Source organism: Streptomyces sp. NPDC107517 (genome assembly GCF_055582645.1).
Window position 1 is genome coordinate 1 of record NZ_JBVJPM010000054.1, and the last position, 24,357, is coordinate 24,357.

Here is a 24,357-nt window from a genome sequence, read left to right on the forward strand (position 1 = left end):
GCGGCCCCGGATGCCTTTGAGATGGGCAGGGTTGACGAGCATCAGGTTCAGATGCGGCTGGAGCATGTAATAGACGCTCCGCCAGTAGTCCGAGGTGGCCTCCATGACGACCACCTCAACGCGGGCCCCGACCAGCCAGGCCAACAATCGCCGGATCTCGGACTGGGTGGTGCCGAACCGCTCAGTCTCCAGACTCCAACTGCCGGCCCTCTTCTGGCTGGGGACACGGGTGCAGGCAAGCAGGAACCGCTTGCCCAGATCCACGCCCGCGGAGCGTAGATGGATGACCTCGTCTCTCACGTCCTGCCGGGCCATGCCGTACTCCCTCCCAAGCGGCGGTCGTGCCGGGTGGGTGCTCCGGAGGGATCAGGGAAGAAGCGGAATCTGACACGCGTGCTCCGGGCAACACAGGTGCTGCCGTGGCGACAAACCGTGGTCCCCTGGTTGATCCCCATTGCCATCCTGTCCAACGAGCTCACCGGCATCGCAGACCCATCGGCTGACCGGAACACCCGAGACAATTTTCCTGTCTCCGAGGTGATCAGCGCAGCGCTTCCGGCGTTCCTGTCCAGTCAAACACCGTACAGACCCCGCCTTCGCTCTCTGATCTTCACCGAGTTCGCGGGGGTGCGGTTCTAGAAGTCCGGTCGCCGGTAAGGCTCGTCTTCTGGAACCCGGGCGCTGCCCAGCTGGCAAGGAGCCTGAGCCGGTCCTCGTCAGGGCTGCCCGGTTCGGCCGTGTAGGTGGTCAGCGAGTGCGCCTCGCGTGGAGAGATGGGCAAGTCCATCGGCTGGTATACGAGTTTGAGGGGTCCGGCGTCAGGGTGGTGGAACTGTTTGACACCCCCGTGGTGGATACGCACGTCGTGGGAGGCCCAGCGGGTGCGGAACTCGGCGCTCATCGTGCACAGCTCGCCAATGAGTTCGCGTAGAGCCTTGTCGTACGGGTAGCGGCCGGCCTCGGCACGCAGCAGGGCGACGGTGGCGGCGAGGGCGCCGTCCCAGTCGGCCACGAAGTCGGGGGCTCCGCGGTCGAGGAACCAGTAGCGGGCAAAGTTCGGTCGGCCTCGTTCGTCCGTGGTCTCGCTGGCGAACAGTGGGGCGAACAGGGCACGGGCGAGTGCGTTGGTGGCGACGATGTCCAGGCGGCCGTTGGTGACGAACGCCGCGGACAGTGTCATGGAGTCGAGGAGCCACTGGACACGGGGCGGCAGGTCGACGGCCTTGCGGCGGCGCGGCGTGCGGTTGGGGGGCTGGGCGGCCCGGGCCAGGTCGAACAGGTAGGTGCGTTCGTCGTCGTCCAGCTGGAGGGCGCGGGCGACTGCGTCGAGGACGTCTTCGGACACGCCGCCGATGTGGCCCTTCTCCAGCCGTGTGTACCACTCGGTGCTGACACCGGCGAGGACGGCGACCTCCTCGCGCCGCAGTCCCGGAACCCGGCGCCGGCCGCTGGTGGGCAGCCCGACCTGCTCCGGGGTGATCTTGGCACGCCTGGTAGCGAGGAAATCACGGATGTCGGCGCGGTTGTCCGGGAGGCGTTCCATGCCCTTCACGCTACGGCCCTCGCCCTCGAGAAAGGGGGTTGAGCTTACACCCCCCATAAACCCAGCCTGCCGCGCCCGTGGCAGAAGCGGTTTCGTGGGATGCGCACCTCGATCCCGACCCGCTGCGGAGATGAAGCATGACGACGCGAGGAGACACCCTCCACGCCCCTGACACGCTGCAGGGCAGTGCCCCTAAGCAGGTGCCCGCCCGGCTTCCTCTCGTCGTCTACGTGCTGGCTCTCGGCACGTTTTTGATGGGCACGACCGAGTTCGTGGTGGCGGGCCTGCTGCCGGAGATCGCCGGTGACGTGCAGGTCAGCGTGGCCCAGGCCGGTCTGATGATCACGATTTTCGCGGTCGGGATGATCGTCGGCGCGCCAGTGATGGTGATGCTGACGCTGCGGCTGCCGCGGAGGCTGACGCTGATCCTGGCGCTGGGGATTTTCGCGGCAGGGCACGTCATCCTGGCTCTCGGCTCGAGCTTCGCGCTGTTGCTGGTGGCCCGGTTCCTGACCGCGTTGGCGACCGGTGCGTTCTGGGCCGTGGCCAATGTGGTGGCCGCCCGCGCCGCGGGCCCTGCCGCGAGCTCGCGCGCCCTGGGCGTCGTGGGAGCCGGTGCGATGCTCGCCAACGTGGTCGGCGTGCCGCTCGGTGCTTTCGCCGGGCAGCTCATTGGCTGGCGGGGACCGTTCTGGGCTCTGGCAGCCCTCGGAGCGGCTGCCATGGCGCTCATCGCACGCCAGGTCCCGCACGACAGCTCCGGCCAGACTGCGGTCTCGGTCCGCTCCGAGCTGTCCGCCGTGCGCTCGGGCCGTCTGTGGCTGGTCCTGGCGGCCTGCGCGACCACCACGGGCGGTGTGCTGTCGACGTACTCCTACATTTCACCGCTGCTGACCGATCGTGCGGGGCTGGCGTCCGGCCTCGTACCGCTGGTCCTTGGCGGCTTCGGCGTCGGCGCACTGGCTGGCTTCCTCGTGGGAGGCCGCCTGGGAGACCGCCGCCCGTACGCGACGACCATCGCCGCCGCGGCGATGACCACCGTCCTGCTCCTGGCGATCTGCCTGCTGTCCGGGCATGCCGCGCCCACGATCATGCTGGTGGCCCTGCTGGGGCTGTGCGGGCTCGGCGCCAACCCGGTCCTGATCTCCCTGGGCGTCCGCTTCGCTGGCCAGACCCCCACTTTGGGCTCTGCTCTCACCGTCTCGGCGTTCAACCTCGGCACGGCCGTCGGCTCCTGGATCGCCGGGCTCGCTCTCGACTCCTCTCTGGGAGCCACCGGCCCGGCCGCCGTGGGCACCCTCATCGCCGCGCTCACGCTGATCCCCACGATCGCCATCGCGCTCACCCAGCGTCGTCGCTCGCGGTGATGCAGAAGCCAGAACTGGATGGCGTGAGCCCTTGAAAAACCGGAGGAGGCCACGGCGCGGCCGTGCCTTCCGGAACACGAACCGGCGCCCCTGGGCGCCCGCACCACAGAGCAAGGAGATCCACGATGCGTGGAGTAGTGATGTACACCGCCGGCGACGTCCGGGTGGAGGAGCGCGAGCATCCGAAGATCATCGAGCCGACCGATGCGATCGTGAAGCTGACCGCGACCTGCATATGCGGCTCGGACCTGTGGCCGTATCGCGGCATCGAGCCGGCCGACCACCAGGTCATGGGCCACGAGTACGCGGGGATCGTGGAGGAAGTCGGCGCCGAGGTCAAGACCGTCAAGCCCGGTGACTTCGTCGTCGGATCTTTCGTCATCTCCGACAACACCTGCGAGATCTGCCAGGCCGGCTTCCAGTCCAAGTGCGTGCACGCCGAGTTCGTCGCACAGACCATCGGCACCCAGGCCGAGAAGGCCCGCATCCCCTACGCGGACGGCACGCTCGTCGCCACCCCGGGGCAGCCCGACCCCGAGCTGATCCCCTCCCTGCTGGCCGCCTCCGACGTGCTCGGGACCGGCTGGTACGCCGCCGTCGCAGCCGAAGCCGGGCCGGGCAAGACCGTCGCGGTCGTCGGGGACGGCGCGGTCGGCCTGATGGCCGTCCTGGCCGCCAAGCAACTCGGCGCGGAACGCGTCATCGCCATGTCCCGTCACCCCGAGCGACAGAAGCTGGCCCGCTACTACGGCGCCACCGACATCGTCGAGGAGCGCGGCGACGAAGGCGTCGCGAAGATCAAGGAGCTGACGAACGGGCTCGGCGCGCACTCGGTCATCGAGGCGGTCGGCACCCAGGAGTCCTTCATGCAAGCCATCGGCGCCACCCGCGGCGGCGGACACCTGGGCTACGTGGGCGTCAACTACGACGTCACCATCCCGGGCATCCAGCTCTTCTTCGCCGGCATCCACACCCTCGGCGGACCCGCCCCCGTGCGCCGGTTCCTGCCCGACCTGATCCAGCTCATCTGGGACCGCAAGATCGACCCAGGCAAGGTCTTTGACCTCACCCTGCCCCTGGAGCAGGCCCCCGAGGGATACAAGGCGATGGACGAGCGTCGCGCCACCAAGGTGATGCTCACCTTCTGAACCGCCTGCGCGGCTCCGACCGGCCCGCTCCGCACCCCTGCACCAGCCGGAGCGGGCCGGGCGTGATCACCCCAACCGACTCCGCCCGTCGCAATGGCCGGGGCATGCCGCGCACGACGAATCCCTTGCCCTCGTCGTCTGGTTGCGGCGGACCACCCCGCGGGATTGGGGGACGAGCTTGTACCCCCCGATAAACCCGACCTGCCACGCCTGGCGAGCGGCGGTTTCCCGGAACCGCGCCTCGGTCACGACGCCACCGACCGCCGGGCCTTCCCCTCACCGATTGAAAATGAGGTCCACTCCATGGAACGTCGCAAAGCGCTCGGCCTGATCGCCGCCACCGCCGCCTCCGTCACGGCTCTGCCCGCCTTCGGCGCGGAGAGCGGCCGCGGCGCGGGCGCCACAGGATAGGGCAAGGCTACGGCCAGGGGCGGCTACACCTTCGCGCTGGACAAGACCGTCAAGCGGACCTCGGTGCGGTTCAAGAACCGCTACGGCATCGAGGTAGCCGCAGACCTCTACGTGCCGAAGAACGCCAGGGGCAAGCTGCCCGCCCTGGTGGTCAGCGGCCCGTTCGGCGCGGTCAAGGAACAGTCCTCGGGCTCTACGCCAACGAGTTCGCCCGCCGCGGCTACGTCGCCCTCGCCTTCGACCCCTCCTTCACCGGGGAGAGCGGTGGCACGGTGCGCGATGTCGCCTCGCCCGACATCTACACAGAGGACTTCAGCGCCGCTGTCGACTTCCTCGGCTTGCAAAAGATCGTCGACCGCGGGCGGATCGGCGCGCAGGCCATCTGCGGCATGAGCGGATTGGCGCTCACAGCGACGGCTGCGGACAGCCGTATCAAGGCGGTCGCCACGGCCTCGATGTACGACATGTCGCGCAGCATGTCCCGCGGCCACGAGGACTACTACACGCATGAGCAGCGCCAGAAGGTCGTGGACCACCTCAGCCAGCAGCGCTGGATCGACGCCGAGAAGGGCACCTACGCGCGGCTCTCCCACGAGGTCCCCTTCGACGAGAACGGCAACGTCGCTCCTTCAAACCGCGTCCTACCCAAGACCCTTTCGGCGGACGCCGACCCGGTCACGAAGATCTTCTTCGACTACTACCGCACCGAGCGCGGCTACCACCCGCGCTCGATCAACTCCACCACTGCATGGACCGGCACCACGCCGATGTCGTTCTTCGCCTTCCCGCTGATGACGAACATCGACATGCTGGCGCCCCGCAAGGCCCTCCTGGTGGCCGGCGCCGACGCGCACTCCCGCTACTACTCCGAGGACGTCCAAGCGAAGGCCCCCGACACCGTCGACCTCGTGATCGTCCCGGGCGCGGACCACGTTGACCTGTACGACCGCAAGGACCTCATCCCCTTCGACAAGCTCGACGAGTTCTTCACCAAGAACCTCGCCTGACCGGAAGCGCCCCCGACAGGCCGGTACCGCCACCAGCCTGTCGGGGAGCCCCCCACGGCGGAAGCGGCCTCTCGGGAACGGTCGGGATCGTCACCCCAACTTCAGTAGCGGTAGTCCGTTAAATCCGTGGTGGCGTGGGGTTGACGGCAGGTCGGGTTGGTCGTCAGTCGGGTGGTAGGAGTCAATTGCCTTGCTGAGGGCTGAAGATGACCGCTCGCCGTCCGTGTCCGCCTGCGCCGGGGCCGTTGGAGGACTACGCGGCCCGGTTCGACGACCTCTTCTTGAGCCGGGCTCAGCGGCGAGGGTTTCGCGAGTACCTGACCGGACTGCTGGCGCCGCGGAGCGGAATCTGGGGCGGCATGACCGAACGCGAGCGCCGAGCGCTGCTGCGCCGACGGCCGGCCGTCTCCTCCTGGCAGGACCTGTTGGCGACTGCTCGTGCCGCACACGAGCAGTTTGCCCAGCTGGCTCACCCCCAGCAGGTTGCCTGAGCTACTCACGGGCATGAAGGCGAGCACCACAGACAGCCCTCTGAGTCCCAGCGAGCGCCTGGATCACCTGGTTCAGGGTGGTCCGACCAGAGTCAGCAGCCCAGGCGGTCTCGGTCGGGGTTAGTCGAACGTCCCCTCCGTGGCACGACGCTGACCGGCAGCGCCTCACCAGTGGGCCGGATCTTCGCAGGACCCGGGACGCGGTTGGCGCACAGACTGGACGTGACAGGCTGTGCTGTGGGGGGTAATGGCAGGGTCCCCCATCCACCGGACGGACTGCCTACGCTGAGGGCATGGTCAATCGGGACGAGGTCAGCGCATTCCTGAAATCCCGCCGCGCCAAGATCACGCCAGAGCAGGCGGGCCTTCCCACGTACGGGCACCGGCGGGTGCCCGGGTTGCGCCGGGGCGAGGTCGCCACACTCGCCGGGGTCAGCGTCGAGTACTACACGCGCCTGGAACGCGGGAACCTCGCCGGCGTCTCCGACAGCGTCCTGGACTCCCTCGCCAAGGCTCTGCGCCTGGAGGACACCGAACGGGACCACCTGTATATGTTGGCCCGCGTCGCGAACACCGGCCCGGCCCGCGCGCGACGGGCCAAGAAGCCGGTGGTGCGGCCCAGCGTGCTGCGCATCATTGAGGGACTGCATGACCAGCCCGCCTATGTGCGTAACAACCGCATGGACATTCTGGCCGCCAACCCGCTGGCCCGGGCCCTGCACTGCGAGCTGTTCGAGACGGAGGCGGTCAACACCTGCCGCTTCGTCTTCCTCGACCCGCGTGCCGTCCGTCTCTACCCCGACTGGGAACGCGTGGCTCGCGAAGGCGTGGGCGTGTTGCGGGTGGAGGCCGCGAAGAACCCCTACGACCGTGACCTGTCCAACCTGATTGGCGAGCTGTCCACCCGAAGCGACGCCTTCCGTACTCTGTGGGGCGCCCACGACGTGCACGTCTTTACCGGCGGCACGAAGAAGTTCCTGCACCCGGCGGTCGGCGCGATGGAACTGGTCCACGAGTCCTTGGACCTGCCAGGTGACGAAGGTCTGTCCATCACCGTCTACAGCGCCGAACCCGGCACGCCGGCCGCCGACGCGCTGAAGCTCCTGGCCAGCTGGGCTGCCACGCAGGAGCAGGATGCGGCCACCGAGCGGGCTGACCCCGAGCGCTGACATCGGGCCCCGCCCGGCTCGCGTCTGCCGGCGCTCGGCTACCCGCGAGTTGGCCTTGCCGCCCTGCTGTGCAGGGTTCGACCGCCACTTTGCCTGGCACACGCACGCCACGGTGATGGCATGGCCGTGGGGGTCCCTGCCATTACCCCTCACAGGGGTGACTGTTTGCCCCAGTTTCCAGGTGGTTCCGTAGATCTCGGCGGGGTTCAACGTCCCTTCTCGACGCCCCGCCCGTACGTCCCCACGGCGTCTCCGCTCACCCCCGGCTGCCTCTTCTCGATGGCTGGCGCGGCGCTCCGCATGCTCGAAAGGATCTTCGGTGACTGCCACCGCTTCCCCTTCATCCGCCCAGCCCGACGCCCGGGCCGACGTGCCACTGGTGCACGAGGGTGGCTCGCCCGTCGTCTCCGGGAAGGTCAAGCTGCCGCCCGTGGTGTGGCTGATGGGGGCCATCACCTTCATCATGGGCACCAGCGAGTTCATCGTCTCCGGTCTGCTGCCGCAGATCTCCGATGCCATGGGCGTCAGCGTCTCCAGTGCCGGGATGCTCATCACCACCTTCGCCATCGGCATGATGATCGGCGCGCCCCTGATGGCGGTGGCGACCCAGCGCCTGCCGCGCCGGTCCACGCTGATCGTCGCGCTGCTCGTCTTCGCCGCGGGGCACGTCGTCAGCGCGCTCAGCTCCAGCCTGGCCCTCGCGGTCGTCGGCCGGCTCGCCGCCGCGCTGGGCAATGGCACCTTCTGGGCCGTGGGCGCGGTGGTCGCCACGGCAGCAGCCGGCCCTGCCGCCAGCACGCGCGCGACGGGAGTGATGATCGGCGGCGTCACGCTGGCCAACATCGTCGGCGTCCCGCTGGGAACGGCAACCGGCCAGCTGGGCGGCTGGCAGGCCCCCTTCTGGACGCTCGCCGCTCTCGCCGTCGCCGCCGCCACCCTCATCGCCCGCCGGCTCCCGGCCGACAGCACGCGTGCCGGTAACTCCCTGCACGCCGAGACGGCCGCGCTCAAGCACCCGCGCCTGTGGCTGGTCTACCTGGCCATCGCGCTCATCCAGGCCGGAATCATGGGTACCTACAGTTATGTCGCCCCGCTGCTGACCGACCGCGCCCACCTCGCCACTTCCCTCGTGCCGCTGGCGATGCTCTGCTTCGGAATCGGCGCGCTGCTCGGCACCACGGTCGGTGGGCGCCTCGGTGATCGGCGGCCGTACACCACACTGATCCCCGCCGTCGCGGTCACCGCCGGGCTCCTGGGGGCTCTCACTCTGTGGGCGACCAACAGCGTCGTGGCCGTGGTCCTGGTCGTGCTGCTCGGAGCCGCCGGTTTCGCGGGCAACCCGATCGTGGTCGGCCAGGTCGTCAAGATCGCCGGAGCGGGCCGCTCCCTGCCCATGGCCCTGGCCACCTCCGCGTTCCAGGTCGGCATCGCGACGGGCGCCTGGCTCGGCGGCTGGTCCCTGACCTCCAGCCTGGGCCTGAAGGGCCCGTCACTTATCGGCTTCGCCTTCGCCGCGGCGGCCCTGCTGCCGCTCGGCCTCCTCGCCGCCTGCCGCCGTAAGGCGCCCGCGGCGCGCGTGTGACCTGTGCCACTGCATCTACACCTCTCTGACAAGGAGAAACCCTCATGACCACGAACATCCCGCAGATCACCCTCAACAACGGTGTCGAGATGCCGCAGCTCGGCCTCGGTGTCTTCCAGATGAGCGACCAGGAGGTCCTCGACACGGTGCCGAAGGCCCTGGAGGCCGGATACCGGCTCATCGACACCGCGTCGCGCTACTACAACGAGAAGGCCCTCGGCCAAGCCCTCGCCCGGGCCGACGTCCCCCGCGAGGACCTGTTCATCACGACGAAGCTCTGGTTCAAGGACCACGGCTACGAGCACGCCAAGAGGGCCTTCCAGGTCTCGCTGGACAGCCTCGGCCTCGACTACCTCGACCTGTACCTGATCCACCAGCCCTTCGGCGACTACTACGGCGCTTGGCGCGCGATGGAGGACCTGCTCGACGAAGGCCGAATCCGCGCGATCGGGGTGTCGAACTTCTTCGACGACCGCTACCTCGACCTCGTCACCCACAACCGCGTCGTCCCTGCGGTGAACCAGCGGGAAACGCATCCGTTCAACCAGCAGATCGAGACCCAGGAGCTCCTCGCCGCGCACGGCACCACGCTGCAGGCCTGGGGACCGCTGGGCCAGGGCAACCCCGAGACCCTGAACAGCCCGGTACTGGCCGAGATCGCCGCCGCGCACAACAGGAGCGCACCCCAGGTGATCCTGCGCTGGCTGGTCCAGCGCGGTATCGCCCTCGTCGCCAAGTCCACCCGCGCCGAGCGGCTCAGCGAGAACGCGGCCGTCTTCGACTTCGAACTCTCGAACGAGGAGATGACCCAGATCGCGGCCATCGACCGCAGGCAGGCCGGCGGCGACTTCGACCACCGCGACCCGCGCATGCTCGAACTGCTCCTCACTCTCGACTGAACCTCCCCCCAACCATCCCAGCTCAACAGGAGACGCAAGCCATGACCGCCACCGCACCCCGACTGACTCTGAATAACGGCGTCGCCATGCCCGCCCTGGGCTTCGGCGTCTTCCAATCCTCTCCGGAGGACACCGCCCGTGCCGTGGAGACGGCGCTGCGCACCGGCTACCGCCACGTCGACACGGCGGCCGCGTACTTCAACGAGCGAGAGGTCGGCGAGGGCCTGCGCCGCTCCGGCCTCGGCCGCGACGAGGTGTTCTTCGAGACCAAGGTCTGGCTCAACGACTACGGGTTCGATGCGACGCGGCACGCGTTCGAGAAGTCCGCGGGCAAACTCGGCGTCGACGTGATCGACCTGCTCATCCTCCACCAGCCCATGCCGTCCCGGTTCGACCTGACCGTGGACGCGTACAAGGGTCTCGAATCGCTGCTCGCCGAGGGCAGGGTCCGCGCCATCGGCGTCAGCAATTTCATGCCTGAGCACCTCGAGCGGCTCCTGGCCGAGACAGAGGTCGTCCCGGCGGTCAATCAGGTCGAGATCCACCCGTACTTCCAGCAGACCGCGGTCCAGACGGCCAACAAGAAGCACAACATCGTCACCCAGGCGTGGTCACCGATCGGCGGGATCACCTTCTACCCCGGCTGGGGCGAGGGCCGCAGGAGCACTCTGGACGACCCGACGGTCGGCGAGATCGCCGAGCAGCACCGCACGACCCCGGCGCAGGTGATGCTGCGCTGGCACCTCGACCAGGGCCGTCAGGCGATCCCCAAGTCCACGAACCCCGCCCGGATCGCGGCGAACCTCGACGTGCTCGGCTTCGAGCTGTCCGCCGACGAACTCGCTGCCATCGACGCGCTTGACACCGGCGTGCGTGGCGGCCCGGACCCGGAGTCCTTCACCATTGCCGAGCACGGCGCAGAGATCCCCGAGGCCTGAGCACCAACTGCAGCCGAGGCCTGCGGCCGGCGAACCGTCGACGCCGCGGTAGCTCGGACTCGACCTTGGCGTTCGGGCAGTCCCCGAACAGCGTCGTGAAGCTGAGCATCGAAGTTGTCGATCCGGGCCAACTATCGTGCTCAGGCACAGAAGGAGCTGACGGCCGTCGTACTGCTCGTCGACCTGCCTGCCTGCCGTGCGCGGGCCCGGCGCCTGCCTGCCGCTCTGGCCCGCCGGCGCGAATCGGACGCTGTGCGTCCCGGGGCCCGCGGACGGATGGACGTCTCCTCCCCGGTGGCCTCAGGCATGGAAAAGCCCCCTTCGAAAAGGGGGCCGGTTCATGCATTCTTCCTGGTGAGAGCACTGTAAGCGTGACCGTCGCTCCTCTTTCAGGTTACGCCTTCTTCCGGGCGGGGGCAGGCGCGGAGCTGGTCGAGGGGGGGCCTCTCGGCCGTTCGCTTCGTTGCCTTGGGGTAGCCGTCTCGGTGGCGCATGGTGCCGTGCTGGGGGCATCGAAGTGGCCAGATCTTAGCCCCGAGTGCATCAACTGCTGATGTGTTGTCGGTGGTGGCTGCTTTCCTGGTGGGTCCCGTGCGCGCAGGGGCGCACCGGGTCGGGACGGGGGAGCAGCCGGTGGTGCACGTGAGGGAGTACGTACGCGCGGACGGCACGAGGGTTCGGGAGCATTCGCGATGGGCGGCCGGCGCGCGGGGGCAGATGAGTGTCCTGGCTGTCATCGCCCTGGTGGTCGTCGGCTTCGCCGGCACCACAGGCAGCGGCAGCGTAGACGGTTCCGGAAAGAAGGTTCCCCGGTCTCAGTCGACGGCTGTGTATCCGGTGAAGTTCCCGGACTGGGACAGGCTGCGGCCCCGGCCGACGCCGACCGTCTCGTATCCGATCCCGTGGGACCGCAGCCGCTGAGCGCGGCACCCCGCCACGTCGTTCCACCAGGGCCCGCCCAACTGCGCAGATAACACTGGGTAGTCGATCGACTGCAGAGGGTGACAGGGCCTGTTTCGCTGAGGTGGCCCGCTCTTCCCCTGTCACCCAAGGAGTGATCATGAGCGCTACAGGCGACCGTGCCCAGCAGATGCGTGCCCGAGCCCAGGACCTGGAACAGGCCGCGGAGCGTGCCATGGACCCGCAGGAGCGTCAGCGTCTGAAGGACAAGGCCCGCGAGCTCAAGGAGCAGAGCGAGCGCACGAGCGGTACGGGCAAGCCGGATATCGACCCGATGTAGCCCCGGCAGTTCCGGGCACAGACCACCGGCCGGTGGCCGGCCTCCGTGGCTTTCCGGCACGTGAGAGGCCCCCGGCCGGTCACTGCTGTCCGCGCTCACAATCCGCCGCCAACAACACCCCGCACCGGCACAGGACCACCGCACAACCGAGCCGCCCCGGCCAGCCCTTCAGCCGCCCTGGTGCGCGCGCGGCTCGCACCGACTCCTCCAGCGCGGCCATCAAGTCCACCGCCAGCACGGGCTCGGGCGGCGCGGCCAGCTCGCCGCCGGACACCTTCGCCTCGACCAGCTGCTCAAGCGCGGGACGGTACTCGTCCCGCAGCTGGCCGACCTCGACACCCGTGCATTCGCGCATCAGCACCTCGGCGAGCTCGAGCTCACGCTCGGTGACCGGTGCGGACGGGGCGAGGTCCCCGGTCCCGGTCCTCGGCCTCACAGAACCGCCGGTGCTGCACCCTGCCGCCGTCCGCGGCATGGACCTCCCGCAACCGCACCCGGTGCTCCTCGGTCGCCGAGAACAGCTTCACGGGCAGCACGACCAGCCCGAACTGGATCACGCCGGACCACAGGGCCCTCATGCCTTTAAGCGTCCATCGCCACCGCTGCGGGTGCACCTCGGCCAAGCTGATCACTGAGACCTGATGTCGCGGCTCCCGCGGCGAAAGCACTGCCGCTCGGCGCTGTCGTTCCACACGTCACGTGCGTGCCGTCGATGCGCCGGCCACATGGTGAACCGCCCCGGTTCGAATGATGAGTTCGGTGGAGTCCGGGGCGGTTCGGGGTGTGTCAGGCGCGGCGAGTCTTCACGCCGTTTTTCTCGAAGTCGTAGATGTTTTTGTTGATGCGCAGGCCGTCGACGGCGCCGGCCCACAGGTTGTCGCGTCCCTTGCCGACTGCGACGCTGTAGATGGTCGGCTTAGGGCCGCCGTCGTTGAGTCTGGTCTTGATCTGGGACCAGGTGCAGCTCGTGGCACAGTTGGTCGCGCTCGCGCCGCCCGCGGCGCCCGTGAGGTACCAGTGGCCGTTCGAGGTGGCATCGATGTACGGGCTCCATTGGTTGGTCACGGTGACGGGATCCGGGACCCACACCAGCGTGGAGTAGTTGGTGGCGTTTGACGTCAGGTTCGGGTCGATCTCGAACCTGATGTTCGGCAGGTTTCCGGGGCCGCCGTGGTCGACGTTCTCGCCGGTCTGGAAGACGTGGAACCCGATCTTGTTCAGGCCCAGCACCGGATCGCCGTAGAAGTCGACCTCGTTGCCGAAGTCGACCTTCTCGCTCGGCGGGTTCTGAGAGGTGGAACGGTCCGCCACCTCGATGCCAAGGCTGCCCGTTCCGTAGGGCGGCCTGGCCGAGGCGCCCAGCACGCCGAACGAGCCGTAGGGGCCGTTTCGCAGGGCAGCGACGGGCGAGCCGATCGTGTTGCGGGTGATCACACCCCAGTGGTCCGAGTGGGCGTCTGCGGTAGCAGACGCTGATCCTGGGACGGTCGAGACGGCGATCGCGGCCAATGCGGTGGCCACGAGCGCCTTTGCCCGGCTCACGCCAAAGCGAGCGTTCACGCTCATTCCTTCCGAGAGGTGAAGTGTCAGACATACGTCGGTTTCTGGCCGACGCGGCGCCGCCACCGTATGCGGCAATTCATGTTCAAATCGTCTGCAACATTCGGAAATTGTAAGGATTTCTGAGTTTAGGTCGAATGGAAGAATTCTGGTATTAACATCCTTTCCATTGTGTGACGTTGGACGTCATGCGGCATGCGCCGGTGCCTGAGCATCCGAGCAGGTGCACGCCACACGCCGCTCGGGGCCGGGCCCCGAAGAAGCCGTCTGGGGCAGCCGTCAGGCAGCCGGCGAACCCGGTGTCGCCCAGCGACACACCCTCAGGGAGCCGTGGACCGAAGTGGTGCATCACGCCTGGGCGGCACTCGCCCCGTTCAGGGCTCCAGGCGGGTCGGGCCCGATCGCATGCGTAGGTGGGCCTGGTGCCCGCCCTTTGGCGATCGTCTGCTCCAGGACCGTTCGCTGTCCCGTCAGCTCTGGGGCGCTGGGCGGTCGGCCAGACCAGACCCGCGCCCCATGCGCAGCAGCCCAAGGCTCCCGCGGCGAAGGCTCCGGCTGCGCCCGCGCGGCAGGCCCCGACCGCGGCCAGGACCGCCGCGCCTGCCTTCAGGAAGTAGGGCGCGCCACAAGGGTGCTGGACGGTGCAGCCTCCCGCGGTCCCACTACCGCAGGGAAGGAACCGGGATAAGCCTCTACGAAGGCCCCCTTGGCTTTGTTTGTGATCACCGACACAGCCACCCTTTGTCCGCGTACAAGGTCATGGGGCCCTGGCAAGATTTCCGTGAAGTTGGAATGTGCCACCGTGCGCCGGTGACGCTCCGTCACGGATAGTGGGACTGTCAGCGAGTGTGATGACCTCGTACGGATTGTGTCTCCGCACCTCGATGCGGTGCGGGTGGAACGAGTGTGGGTGGCGGGCGGCGTGGTTCGCATCGCTGCGTGCACACGCGAGTTGATCGTGTCGTGTCCGGACTGCGGTCGCGACTCTGCGCGGGTGCACAGTCGCTATGGCCGCACGCTGGCTGATGTCGCCGTCGGAGGCCGTCCGGTGCTCATCGAGCTGTCCGTGAGACGGCTGTTCTGTGACAGCCCGGTCTGCGGTCGGCGGACGTACGTCGAACAGGTCGCGGGGTTGACGGCGCGCTATCAGCGCCGCAGTCCGTTGCTGCAACATCTGGTGGAGATGTCCGGGGTGCTCCTGGCTGGCCGCGGTGGCGCCCGGCTCCTGGAGATTTTGCAGGTGCCGCTGTCGCGGACCAGCGTGTTGTTCCACTTGATGCGCTTGCCGCTTCCGCCGGCCGTGATCCCGCGGGTGCTGGGCGTGGACGACTTCGCGCTGTACGCAGACGTCTATGGCACCCTGCTGGTGGACGCCGAGACCCGGTTGCCGATCGAGCTGTGGGCCGGGCGCGATGCCGGGCAGCTGGCCGCTTGGTTGCGGACGCACCCTGGTGTCGAGGTGGTCTGCCGGGACGGCTCGCTGGTCTATCGCCAGGGCATCACCGAGGGTGCCCCGGACGCGGTGCAGGTAAGCGACCGCTTCCATCTGTGGCAGGGGCTGTCGAGGCGGGTCGGCGACATCGCCGCAGACCACCGCGGCTGTCTGGTCGCCGCGGTCCCCGAGCCTGAAGCGGCAACGTTGCCGGCGAACCCGACGGGACCGTCCGACCAGGCCGATACCCCAGCCCGTCGCCACGCGAAGCGGCTGTTCGAGGCGGTGCACGCGGTGATCGACAGCGGTCGCTCGCTCAACGCCGCGGCTCACGAGCTGGGCCTGAACTGGCGCACGGTGCGCAAATACGCCCGAGCAGCCACCTGGCAGGAGTGTGTACGCCATGCCCGGCCCCGCCAGCCCACCAATCTCGACCCGTATCTGGAGTACCTGCGCCAACGCTGGGAGGAAGGCGAGCACACCGCAACGGTGCTGCATCAGGAAATCGTCGCGAAGGGCTATCGCGGCCACTACCAGCTGACCAAGATGGCCGTCGCGCCCCTGCGCCGCGGCCTACCGATCAACACGCCGCGCGAGCGGCCGCCCTCGCCCCGGGAGGTCGCCCGATGGATCACCACCGCGCCATCCAGGCGTGGCCTGCACTCCACGGAGGGACTCAGGCGGTTGCTCGAGCACTGCACCGAGCTGAAGCGCACCCACGAACTGGTGCGTCAGTTCGCCGCCATGCTTGACGCCCGCGACGCCGCTCCGCTGCCGGACTGGCTCGAACAACTCAAGATTGCCCGCCTCCCAGCCTTGGCCGGCCTGGCCAACGCCATCCGAGAGGACCAGCCTGCGGTCGTGCAGGGCATCACCACTTCGTTCAACTCCGGTGTCAACGAGGGCCGCATCACCGATCTCAAGCTCCAGAAACGGATCATGGCCGGGCGCGCGGGCGTCCCTCTGCTCCGCCAACGCGTCATCCTCATGGCCCAGCTCCGACGCCACTACCCGTGACGGAGCGTCACCGGCGCACGGTGGCACATTCCAACTTCACGGAAATCTTGCCAGGGCCACGTGAGCCAGTACACCGACAGGTGCCGCCGTTCCACGTCAATACGGATTGCTCACCCCAGACCTGAGGCTGCCCTGGGATCACTCCTTCCGGGCGAGCAGGATGAGCCCGAGACTGAGCATGGCAGCCTCCCGGTCCACTGGCTAGGTGGTGAGGAGGCGGTTGAAGAAGGACCGGTAGTGCCGAAGCGCCTTGCGCAGGTCTTCGGTGTTGGCTTCCTCGCCGCTCTTCCACTGGCCTTCCAGCCCACGCTTCTGATTGGCGAAGGTGGTGGCCAGGGACTGCATGACCTCGGTGACCAGGGCGTCCGCTGATTGAACGGCCTGCCGCGGTTCGTCGACGAAGGTGCTCTGGACCTTACTCCAGCGATCGCGGAAATCTTGGGCGTCCCCGGCCGTCAGGAGCGGGGGCGCTTCCTTTTCGTTCGGCTGTGGGGCTTGCTCCTGCTGCGGCGGTTCGGTCGTGGCAGTTACTTCCGGCCGCCCTTCTTCCGGCGGCGGTGTTTCATCCGGCGGCGCTGCGTCCGGCGGACTGTCTTCGGGCTGGGCGAGGTCTTCGCTGGACCGGCCTGTGAGGATCGGATCCGATGTGGAGTCGCGTTGCATAGTTCCTCCTCTGGGCCCGGATTAGGCTCGCGCGTGGCGCGACTGACCGCCGTTGGTGAGCAGTTCGTCGAACAGAGCGCGGTAGTTCGTCATGGCCCCTCGCAACTGTTCGGTGCTTGCCCTGTGTTGCGTGCTGAGGGTGTCGATCTCGTGGGCTTCCCGGTAGTGCTTCAGGGTGCTCCCGTGCTCGACGGAGAGGTCTTTGAGGCGTTGGTCGAAGTCCTCGGTGGGGTAACCCCTTTCCTGCATGAGCGAGGTCACCAGACGGTCCGCGTCGTGCACGGCCGCCTCGGGCCGGTCGACGAACTCTTGCTGCACGTCGTCCCAGTCGTGCCGGTAGCGTTCCCGGCGCCCGTGTTCCAGGGGCTTGATGTCGAGTGCGTCATGCCGCTTCTCTCGGGCCTTGAGGTCCCGCTCGCCGGCCGTGCGGCTGTCGGCGTCTTCCACCGTCCGGTCGTACTCCGGCCCGAATTGCTCGCGAAGGCGGCGACGGCGCATGAAGAGCGCCACGGCCACGCCGATCAGAAGCAGCACCACGACCACCGGGATGACGATCGCCAGAAGGGTTCCTGTTGACATGGAGAGCAACCTCCCTCGTTGCAGATCGCCCCACAATCTTACGCTCTGTCCTTTACATGTCTTGTGGGGTAATATCCGTTACCGGCGGACAGCCCATTGGTATGGGACGCGGCCAGCGGCATGGTGCGGGCGGACCGCCTCCAGCCGGTCCTCGCCTCACCCGGATACAGATCGACAATCCGTCGCACGGGATCTTCTTTGAGAGCCTCGGTGGGAAGTCCGCGAACGCGGTCAGGTCCTCCTACGCGTCCAGGAGCATGGCTTTGACCTTGGGGAACCGAGTGCAGAGCAGGTCGGCGACGGTGTCGAGCTGAGTGCGCACGAGGTCGGCGGTGGGCTGGGTGAAGATGGTGCGGATGGTCGCCGCGACCATCTCGCCGAAGTCCCGGTTGAAGTTCCCCCAAGGCCGGGTAGTTAGGGCTTGCAGAGAATTAACCCGTAGCTTCGCGTTCTGTGGTTCGCTGGTGTGCTATGGGCGCTCCGGAAGGACAACAGGCCGAGTTGGCAGCCAAGTTCGAGGCCGTCCTGCCGCATCTGGATGAGCGGCAGAGGCGTCTACTGATGGGGCGGAGGCCCGGTTGATCGGCCATGGCGGGATCAGGCTGGTCGCCCGTGCCGCCGGTGTCCGGGAAGCCACGGTCTCGCTTGGAGTGGGTGAACTGGATTCGGGCGAGGCCCCGTTGGGGCGGGTGCGCCGGGCGGGCGGCGGGCGCAAGCGGGCAGTCGATCTGGACCCGGGGCTGCGTCCGGCGCTGTTGGCCTTGGTCGAGCCGGACGTGCGGGGCGATCCGATGTCGCCGCTGCGCTGGACGACGAAGTCCACCCGCTATCTGGCTGGCGAACTCACCCGCCGGGGCCACCGGATATCCGCCGACACCGTTGCCGACGTACTGCGCGAGGAAGGCTTCAGCCTCCAAGGCAACGCCAAGACCGTCGAGGGCAAACAACACCCCGACCGGGACGGCCAGTTCCGCTACATCAACGAGCAGGCCAAGGCCCACCAGGCCGCCGGCGACCCGGTGATCAGCGTTGATACGAAGAAGAAGGAAATCGTGGGGCTGTACAGGAACGCCGGCCGCGAGTGGCGGCCGGCGGGTGACCCCCTGCAGGTCAGCACCCATGACTTCCCCGACAAGGAACTCGGGAAAGCTGTGCCCTACGGCATCTACGACCTGGCCGCGAACACCGGTTGGGTCAGTGTCGGCACCGACCACGACACCGCCGCTTTCGCCGTGGAATCCATCCGCCGCTGGTGGAAGGGCTGCGGCCGGCACGACTACCCGCAGGCCAAACGGCTACTGGTCACCGCGGACGCCGGTGGCTCCAACGGCTACCGCACCCGCGCCTGGAAGACCGAACTCGCCTCCCTGGCCCTGGAAACAGGCCTGAACATCACCGTGTGTCACTTTCCGCCTGGAACTTCGAAGTGGAATCGGATTGAGCACCGGCTGTTCTCCCACATCACCATGAACTGGCGCGGCAGGCCCCTGACCAGCCACGACGTCATCGTTCAGTCCATCGCCGCGACCACCACCCGCACCGGATTGAGTGTCCACGCCGAACTCGACACCGCCGCCTACGAGACCGGCATCCGCATCGGCGACCGGCAGATGGACGCCTTGCCCCTGAGCCGCCACGACTGGCACGGCGACTGGAACTACACCCTCCGCCCCGAGTCGCATTGCCGGGACGGAATCCCTCCCATCCCGCCCCAGGATCTGCCCAGTCCCGGTCGCGCCTGGCTGCTACACCCGGACCTGACCGGCATGGACCACGACCAGTGGGGCCAGCTGATCACCCAGCTGAGAGCCGCCCGAGAGCTCCAGCGGGAAGAGGACCTTCACCAACGACGCGGCGGGGACCGGCAGAAAGTCCCCGCCACCGGCCTCTACACCGGGCGCCGCCCGGCTCTCACCCTTGCCGACCGACTTCTGGCCACCGTCCTCTACGAACGATTCAGGCTTCCCCAAGTCGCCATCGCCTGCCTCTTCGCGGTCGCACCCCAGACCATCAACCGGCGCATCCGCAAGACCCACCAACTCCTCGACGAGATCGGCCACACCATCGAACCCGCCGCCACCCAACTGGCCACCCTGGACGACCTCGCGGACCTCACCGCCCACCTCGGCATCACCCCAGCACCAAAGATCAAGACAGCGAGTTAATTCTCTGCAAGCCCTAACTGCCCGGTCTTGGGGGAACTTCAGGGGTGCGGCCTGGCGTGCTGCATCTGCTGGAGCATGTGCCCACCGCGCGTGCCCGTGCCTGTGAGGCGACCTGGGCTCGGGTGGCGCATCTGCTCACATCGCGGTGCCGCGACGAGCTGGATCTGCTGCTGATGCCAGACGCCTACCTCGGGCGAACCCCGCTGGTGTGGCTGGGGATCGGGCCGACGTCGTCTGCTGCAACCCGTGAATCTCCTCGACGAACAGCGCTGTGGGCAGGTGGGACAATGCTTGGATCCGCACCTACACCGCTTGCCGGCGGGTGCTCGGCTGGACGGCGTCCCCAGGCTGAGATCAGCGGTGCGAGTGTCAGGTCGAGTTGGCCTGCGTCGATGGCGGCCAAGTGCGCGTCGATCTCGGTGTCGTCGGCCAGGCAGGCCGCGGGCAGCTCGCCGCGTACGTGCTGGATGGTCGCCGCCTCCAGCCGGTCGCAGGCCAGGCCGCCCACCGGGATAGAGCCCGCCGCGGCGACCTCTACCAAGCAGGCCTCACGCACAATGCACGCGGCAGTGTCCGGCCGTAGCGCAGGTTGGCTGTCGCCGGGCGAACTGCTCGCCGAAGCCGCAGGAGAGCTGGGCTGCCGACTGGCGGGTAGCGGATCCGGACACCTTCGTCCCCCGACGGCGAGGCTTTTCACGATGCTCGTCGGGAGCGCGTGGCGACCGCGAGGACGTACTGACCCTCGCCGAGCGGTTGGCCGCTCCCATGGTGCTCACGCTCAAGGCGCAGGGAGATCGGCAACACGGCCGCCGCGCACGGGACGGACGCAGCGGACACCCTCTTGCTGCTCGGCACGGACTTCCCGTACCGGGAGTGGTACCCGGAGGGCAAGAAGGTCGTCCAGGGCGACCGGGTCGCCGAGCACATCGGCCGACGTGTCCCGGTCGATGTGGCCATGGCCGCCGACGTCGGTCCCACGGTGCGAGGGCTCCTGGAGCGGTTGGAGCGGCGCACGGACCGCGAACACCTGGATGACGCGCGTGAGAAGTTCGGCACGTGGCGGCAGGGACCGCAGTGCCTGGCCGCGCCCGGCCGCGACCGCGGGCTGATCGGCAGGGTGCGGTCCGCCTCGACAACCCCGACCACCTGGTACGCCCGGAGTCGCTGGCCGCCGCAGTGGACGACTTGGCGGCCGACGACGCAGTCTTCACCTCGGACACGGCATGGCCACCGTCTGGCTGTCACGCTGCGTCGAGATGTCGCGGAGCCCGCCGCCTGCTCGGCTCGTACAACCCCGGCTCGATGGTGAACGCGATGCCGCAGGCGATCGGTGCACAGCTCCTGCATCCCGACCGGCAGGTCGTCGCCTTCTGCGGCGACGGCGGACTGGGGATGCTCCTCGGCGATCTCGTGACTGTCCGTAGCCGGCGACTACGGGTGAAGTTGGTTGCCTTCGACAACCAATACCTCGGGATGGTGAAGCAGGAGCAGGAGCAGGAGTGGGGGGCAGGAGTAGCCGGGCCTGCCGGAATTCGGCGCGGAGCTCGAAAATCCGGATTTCGCCGCAATCGCCGAGGCCCTCGGCATCAGCCGTATCCGGGAGACTCGGGCCGCGGATCTGGCCGAGGGCGTCAGCAAGGCCTGCGCCACGCCGAGACCGGTCCTCCTGGACGTCTTCACCAACCCGGAGGAGGTGGCGTGCCTGCCAAGCCGCCCCTCTAGCAGGGCTGGGGCTTCGCCATAGCCAAGCTCCGCGAGAACCTCACGAGCCCCGACGGGCGCTGAGCTCCGGCCCGGGAAATCCGGGCCTCGGCAGCTATCGGCGGCGTTTCGAGGGCACCCGGACCTCGCCCCACGAGAATCACCAGCAGGGGAGGGCGAGCAGGAAAAGGGGTCGAATGAGCGAAAAGGCTGCAGGCTGGATGTGAACCACTATGCCCATGTATCTGCCGATCAGCCACGAAGCTGCGTCGCCGTGCCCCGCCTCAGCAGGAGGCCCGACCTCGCGGCGCAACGCACAGACCGATCGAAAGGCGCACGCAGCTCATGAACGACGTCACAGGCAAGGCGACCACCACGGATGCCGGAGTTCCGGTCGAGAGCGACGAACACTCGCTCACCGTCGGCGCCGGTGGCCCGGTCCTTCTGCAGGACTCCTATCTGATCGAGCAGATGGCACAGTTCAACCGGGAGCGCATTCCGGAGCGGCAGCCGCACGCCAAGGGCGGCGGCGCCTTCGGCCACTTCGAAGTCACCGGAGATGTCAGCGCCTACACGAAGGCTGCGCTCTTCCAGCCTGGCACGCGCACCGATCTTGTGATCCGGTTCTCGACCGTCGCCGGCGAGCGCGGGAGCCCGGACACGTGGCGAGACCCGCGCGGATTCGCGGTGAAGTTCTACACCACCGAAGGCAACTACGACATGGTGGGGAACAACACCCCGGTCTTCTTCATGAAGGACCCGATGAAGTTCCAGCACTTCATCCGCTCCCAGAAACGCCGTGCGGACAACAACCTCCGTGACCACGACATGCAGTGGGACTTCTGGACCCTCTCACCCGAGTCCGCGCACCAGGTCACATGGCTCATGGGTGACCGGGGCATCCCGCGCTCCTGGCGCCACATGAACGGCTACACGTCGCACACGTACATGTGGATCAACGTGCAGGGCGAGCAGTTCTGGGTGAAGTACCACTTCAAGACCGACCAGGGCATCGAGTTCTTCACCCAGGACGAAGGTGACCAGATGTGCGCGGTCGACACCGACTACCACACCCGGGATCTCTTCGAACACATCCGGGACGGCGACTACCCGAGCTGGACGCTGCACGTGCAGATCATGCCGTACGAGGACGCGGCCACCTACCGCTTCAACCCGTTCGACCTGACCAAGGTATGGCCGCACGGCGACTATCCACTGATCGAGGTCGGCAAGATGACGCTCGACCGCAACCCCACGGACAATCACGCCGAGATCGAACAGGCCGCGTTCCAGCCCAACAATCTCGTCCCCGGCATCGGCCCCAGCCCCGACCGCATGCTGCTGGCGCGACTCTTCTCCTACGCCGACGCACACCGTCACCGCATCGGCGGCAACTACCAGCAGCTTCCGGTCAACGCTCCCGTCGCGCCGCTGAACACCTACTCCAAAGACGGAGCCATGGCGTACCGCAAGACTGAGGACCCGGTCTACGCCCCCAACTCCAAGGGTGGCCCGGCAGCCGACACGGGCCGCTACACGCCGCCCAGCTGGCACGCGGACGGCGACATCACGCGCGCCGCGTACGTCGACCATGAAGAGGACGACGACTGGGGACAGGCGGGCACGATGGTGCGCGAGGTTCTCGACGACGCCGCGCGCGATCGCCTCGTGGACAACGTCGTCGGGCACCTGCTCAACGGAGTGAGCGAACCCGTCCTCGTCCGGGCATTCGAGTACTGGTCCAATATCGACAAGAAGCTCGGCGAGCGCATCCAGCAGGGTGTGCGAGCCAAGGCGGACGAGAAGGACCCCAAGGCGGCGGAGCAGGCCAACCCTGCCCGGAGCAACATGCAGAGGAAGGCCTGACCTTGGCGTTGAACCTCGCGGGTCACTCGTCCTGCTGACCTGGGGTTCTTCACGGGACAGCGGAGGCGGCCGTTCTCCACGCTTCGAGATGTCGAGTAACGAAGCACGAGAGAACGGCCGCTGCCCATGAGTCTGCCTGTCGGTGCGCCCGGAATCGAGGCGTTGGGTCTGTTGTCCCGCTTTCGGGTCGAGTTCTACGGGTGTCTCTATAAGCGGGCGGACGCGCTCTTCGAGCTCACCGATGCGGTGCTGTGCGCGGACGGGCCGGTGAAAACCCTGGTCGAGTCCTCCTTGGCGGTCGAGCATCGGTGCGGGATGGGCCTGGAGAAGGCCCTGGTGGACCAGGGTTTTAAGGACGCGGTCCTTATCCATGGTGCCCTGCTGGACATCGATGTCGAAGTCGTGCGCCGCAACCCCGCGGACCTGGGCAAAGGCTTCGTCCCGCAGCTCAAGCGGTGGATCGTGGAGCAGGTCAACGGCACGTTGATGCTGCACCGCCGCCTGGCCCGGGAGTATGACCACCGGCCCGAGACGTCCACTTCACGCGTCTACTGGGCCTCCATCGCGAACATGACCCGCCGCCTCACCGCACCGAGTCCGTCCTGGCGCGACACCCTCGGGCTGGCCGCGTGAACATCGCCGAGCTCCTGACAGACCTCCAGACCCAGTACGACGACACCACCGCCCGAGCCGGTGAACTACGCGACCAGATCGAGCACTTGACCGCCGCTCTGGCCGAGACCGAGGCACGACTCGCGGACCTGGCCACCACCCGGAAGGTCATCACCGAACTCGCACCGGCCGGAGGCGAACCCGAACTGCCCGAGTCGCCCACCGTCTACCAGGCCATCGTGAACGCCTTCAACCAGCACGCCGGCCAGGCATTCCGAGCCCGTGAGCTGCACGAACTCCTCGGCATGCCCACCCACGAGGCATCGGTCAACGTCACCCGTGCTCGTCTCGGACGCCACGCGCGAGCACTGGCCCATGCCACGCTGGACGCCGCGACCACCGAACGAACGCTGCTGCTCGCCGAGGTCTACCGGCGTGGCCCGGGATGGCGCGTACGCGCCATCGGCCAGGGGTACGACCACCAACTGGCCGACCTGGCACCCGGCTTCGGCGTCGACATCATCGGCTGAGCTTTCGCCTACCCTGCGGTCCAACCGTTTTGCGCCCGCGACGCCGACTGCTGTCCACACACCTGTGGCCCTCGCCTCGAGCAGCACACACCGCTGCGTCGACGTCGTCGCAGGCGTCTCACGCAACAGACTCGGCGTGGCCCAGCGGCCCACAGCGCGACACGGTGCTGCCCCAACCCGCTCGGACAGCGCGACGAGCCGGGCCCCCTGTGGGGTGACCGAGCCCACCCTGTGCCTTCTTCTGCCCCTGTCGGGCCCGAAGTACGGCCTGTGCAGTCGGCGATGTGGCGGGGCCGTGGCGGCCTTGGCATGGGGCTAGCCGCGGCCCGTGCCTGTGCGTCTTAGGGCGTGTTTCAGATGTGGATCTTGAGGTGAGATGATCTTGTTCTGTGGCACGTGGAGACATGACGGATGCACAGTGGGCTCGGCTGGAGCCG

Annotated in this window: 17 protein-coding genes and 5 pseudogenes; 14 read left to right on the plus strand and 8 right to left on the minus strand. The window is 68.0% G+C overall.

Annotated features, from left to right (window positions below):
- On the minus strand, positions 1-315 hold a 315-nt coding region (locus ACZ67T_RS43915), incomplete at its 3' end, for an IS110 family transposase (RefSeq protein WP_469992392.1).
- A 295-nt stretch (positions 316-610) separates the two neighbouring features.
- Positions 611-1,543 carry a helix-turn-helix transcriptional regulator gene (locus ACZ67T_RS43920; protein WP_469992394.1) on the minus strand — a complete coding sequence of 311 codons (933 nt, stop codon included), beginning with the start codon at positions 1,541-1,543 and terminating at the stop codon, positions 611-613.
- Between the two features lie 137 nt (positions 1,544-1,680).
- On the opposite strand from ACZ67T_RS43920, the gene ACZ67T_RS43925 reads away from it, so the two are divergent.
- From ACZ67T_RS43925 to ACZ67T_RS43960, 8 genes are all read left to right on the plus strand, one after another.
- Positions 1,681-2,910 carry an MFS transporter gene (locus ACZ67T_RS43925; protein ID WP_469992395.1) on the plus strand — a complete coding sequence of 410 codons (1,230 nt, stop codon included), beginning with the start codon at positions 1,681-1,683 and terminating at the stop codon, positions 2,908-2,910.
- A gap of 125 nt (positions 2,911-3,035) precedes the next feature.
- On the plus strand, positions 3,036-4,058 hold the full coding sequence (locus ACZ67T_RS43930; protein ID WP_469992397.1) for a zinc-dependent alcohol dehydrogenase family protein: 1,023 nt from the start codon (positions 3,036-3,038) through the stop codon (positions 4,056-4,058).
- 683 nt (positions 4,059-4,741) lie between these two features.
- Positions 4,742-5,476: an alpha/beta hydrolase gene (locus tag ACZ67T_RS43935; protein ID WP_469992399.1), complete on the plus strand. Its 735-nt coding sequence runs from the start codon at positions 4,742-4,744 to the stop codon at positions 5,474-5,476.
- Between the two features lie 784 nt (positions 5,477-6,260).
- Positions 6,261-7,136, plus strand: a complete 876-nt coding sequence (locus tag ACZ67T_RS43940) for a helix-turn-helix transcriptional regulator (protein WP_469992400.1) — start codon at positions 6,261-6,263, stop codon at positions 7,134-7,136.
- A gap of 319 nt (positions 7,137-7,455) precedes the next feature.
- Positions 7,456-8,718 carry an MFS transporter gene (locus ACZ67T_RS43945; RefSeq protein ID WP_469992402.1) on the plus strand — a complete coding sequence of 421 codons (1,263 nt, stop codon included), beginning with the start codon at positions 7,456-7,458 and terminating at the stop codon, positions 8,716-8,718.
- A 44-nt stretch (positions 8,719-8,762) separates the two neighbouring features.
- Positions 8,763-9,617 carry an aldo/keto reductase gene (locus ACZ67T_RS43950; RefSeq protein WP_469992404.1) on the plus strand — a complete coding sequence of 285 codons (855 nt, stop codon included), beginning with the start codon at positions 8,763-8,765 and terminating at the stop codon, positions 9,615-9,617.
- 41 nt (positions 9,618-9,658) lie between these two features.
- Positions 9,659-10,555, plus strand: coding sequence for an aldo/keto reductase (locus ACZ67T_RS43955; RefSeq protein ID WP_469992406.1), 897 nt, complete (start codon positions 9,659-9,661; stop codon positions 10,553-10,555).
- A 1,060-nt stretch (positions 10,556-11,615) separates the two neighbouring features.
- The gene (locus ACZ67T_RS43960) at positions 11,616-11,795 is read left to right on the plus strand and encodes a DUF6381 family protein (protein WP_469992408.1); all 180 of its coding nucleotides are present in this window, start codon (positions 11,616-11,618) and stop codon (positions 11,793-11,795) included.
- Positions 11,796-11,874: 79 nt separating this feature from the next.
- Here ACZ67T_RS43960 and ACZ67T_RS43965 read toward each other — a convergent pair whose 3' ends face one another.
- The 3 genes from ACZ67T_RS43965 to ACZ67T_RS43975 form a co-directional block, all read right to left on the minus strand.
- A complete protein-coding gene (locus ACZ67T_RS43965) occupies positions 11,875-12,150 on the minus strand; it encodes a hypothetical protein (RefSeq protein WP_469992410.1) in 276 nt (91 codons plus the stop codon).
- Between the two features lie 22 nt (positions 12,151-12,172).
- Complete coding sequence (locus ACZ67T_RS43970) at positions 12,173-12,373, minus strand: Ku protein (protein ID WP_469992411.1); 201 nt, start codon at positions 12,371-12,373, stop codon at positions 12,173-12,175.
- A 208-nt stretch (positions 12,374-12,581) separates the two neighbouring features.
- On the minus strand, positions 12,582-13,361 hold the full coding sequence (locus ACZ67T_RS43975; protein WP_469992413.1) for a hypothetical protein: 780 nt from the start codon (positions 13,359-13,361) through the stop codon (positions 12,582-12,584).
- A 904-nt stretch (positions 13,362-14,265) separates the two neighbouring features.
- Between ACZ67T_RS43975 and ACZ67T_RS43980 the strand changes: the two genes are divergently transcribed.
- On the plus strand, positions 14,266-15,804 hold the full coding sequence (locus ACZ67T_RS43980) for an ISL3 family transposase (protein WP_469992421.1): 1,539 nt from the start codon (positions 14,266-14,268) through the stop codon (positions 15,802-15,804).
- A 201-nt stretch (positions 15,805-16,005) separates the two neighbouring features.
- Here ACZ67T_RS43980 and ACZ67T_RS43985 read toward each other — a convergent pair whose 3' ends face one another.
- From ACZ67T_RS43985 to ACZ67T_RS43995, 3 genes and pseudogenes are all read right to left on the minus strand, one after another.
- Entirely contained in the window at positions 16,006-16,467 is a 462-nt protein-coding gene (locus ACZ67T_RS43985; protein WP_469992415.1) for a hypothetical protein, read from the minus strand.
- Positions 16,468-16,488: 21 nt separating this feature from the next.
- Positions 16,489-17,046: a hypothetical protein gene (locus ACZ67T_RS43990; protein ID WP_469992417.1), complete on the minus strand. Its 558-nt coding sequence runs from the start codon at positions 17,044-17,046 to the stop codon at positions 16,489-16,491.
- A gap of 244 nt (positions 17,047-17,290) precedes the next feature.
- Positions 17,291-17,422 (minus strand): annotated as a pseudogene (locus ACZ67T_RS43995) (IS256 family transposase); the annotation flags it as partial.
- 95 nt (positions 17,423-17,517) lie between these two features.
- Between ACZ67T_RS43995 and ACZ67T_RS44000 the strand changes: the two are divergent.
- From ACZ67T_RS44000 to ACZ67T_RS44020, 5 genes and pseudogenes are all read left to right on the plus strand, one after another.
- Positions 17,518-19,211, plus strand: a pseudogene (locus ACZ67T_RS44000) (ISAzo13 family transposase).
- A gap of 708 nt (positions 19,212-19,919) precedes the next feature.
- Positions 19,920-20,930 (plus strand): annotated as a pseudogene (locus tag ACZ67T_RS44005) (thiamine pyrophosphate-dependent enzyme); the annotation flags it as partial.
- 327 nt (positions 20,931-21,257) lie between these two features.
- Positions 21,258-22,778: a catalase gene (locus tag ACZ67T_RS44010; RefSeq protein WP_469992419.1), complete on the plus strand. Its 1,521-nt coding sequence runs from the start codon at positions 21,258-21,260 to the stop codon at positions 22,776-22,778.
- Positions 22,779-23,084: 306 nt separating this feature from the next.
- Positions 23,085-23,411, plus strand: a pseudogene (locus ACZ67T_RS44015) (IS5/IS1182 family transposase); the annotation flags it as partial.
- A gap of 347 nt (positions 23,412-23,758) precedes the next feature.
- Positions 23,759-23,920, plus strand: a pseudogene (locus tag ACZ67T_RS44020) (TerD family protein); the annotation flags it as partial.
- Positions 23,921-24,357: the final 437 nt, after the last annotated feature.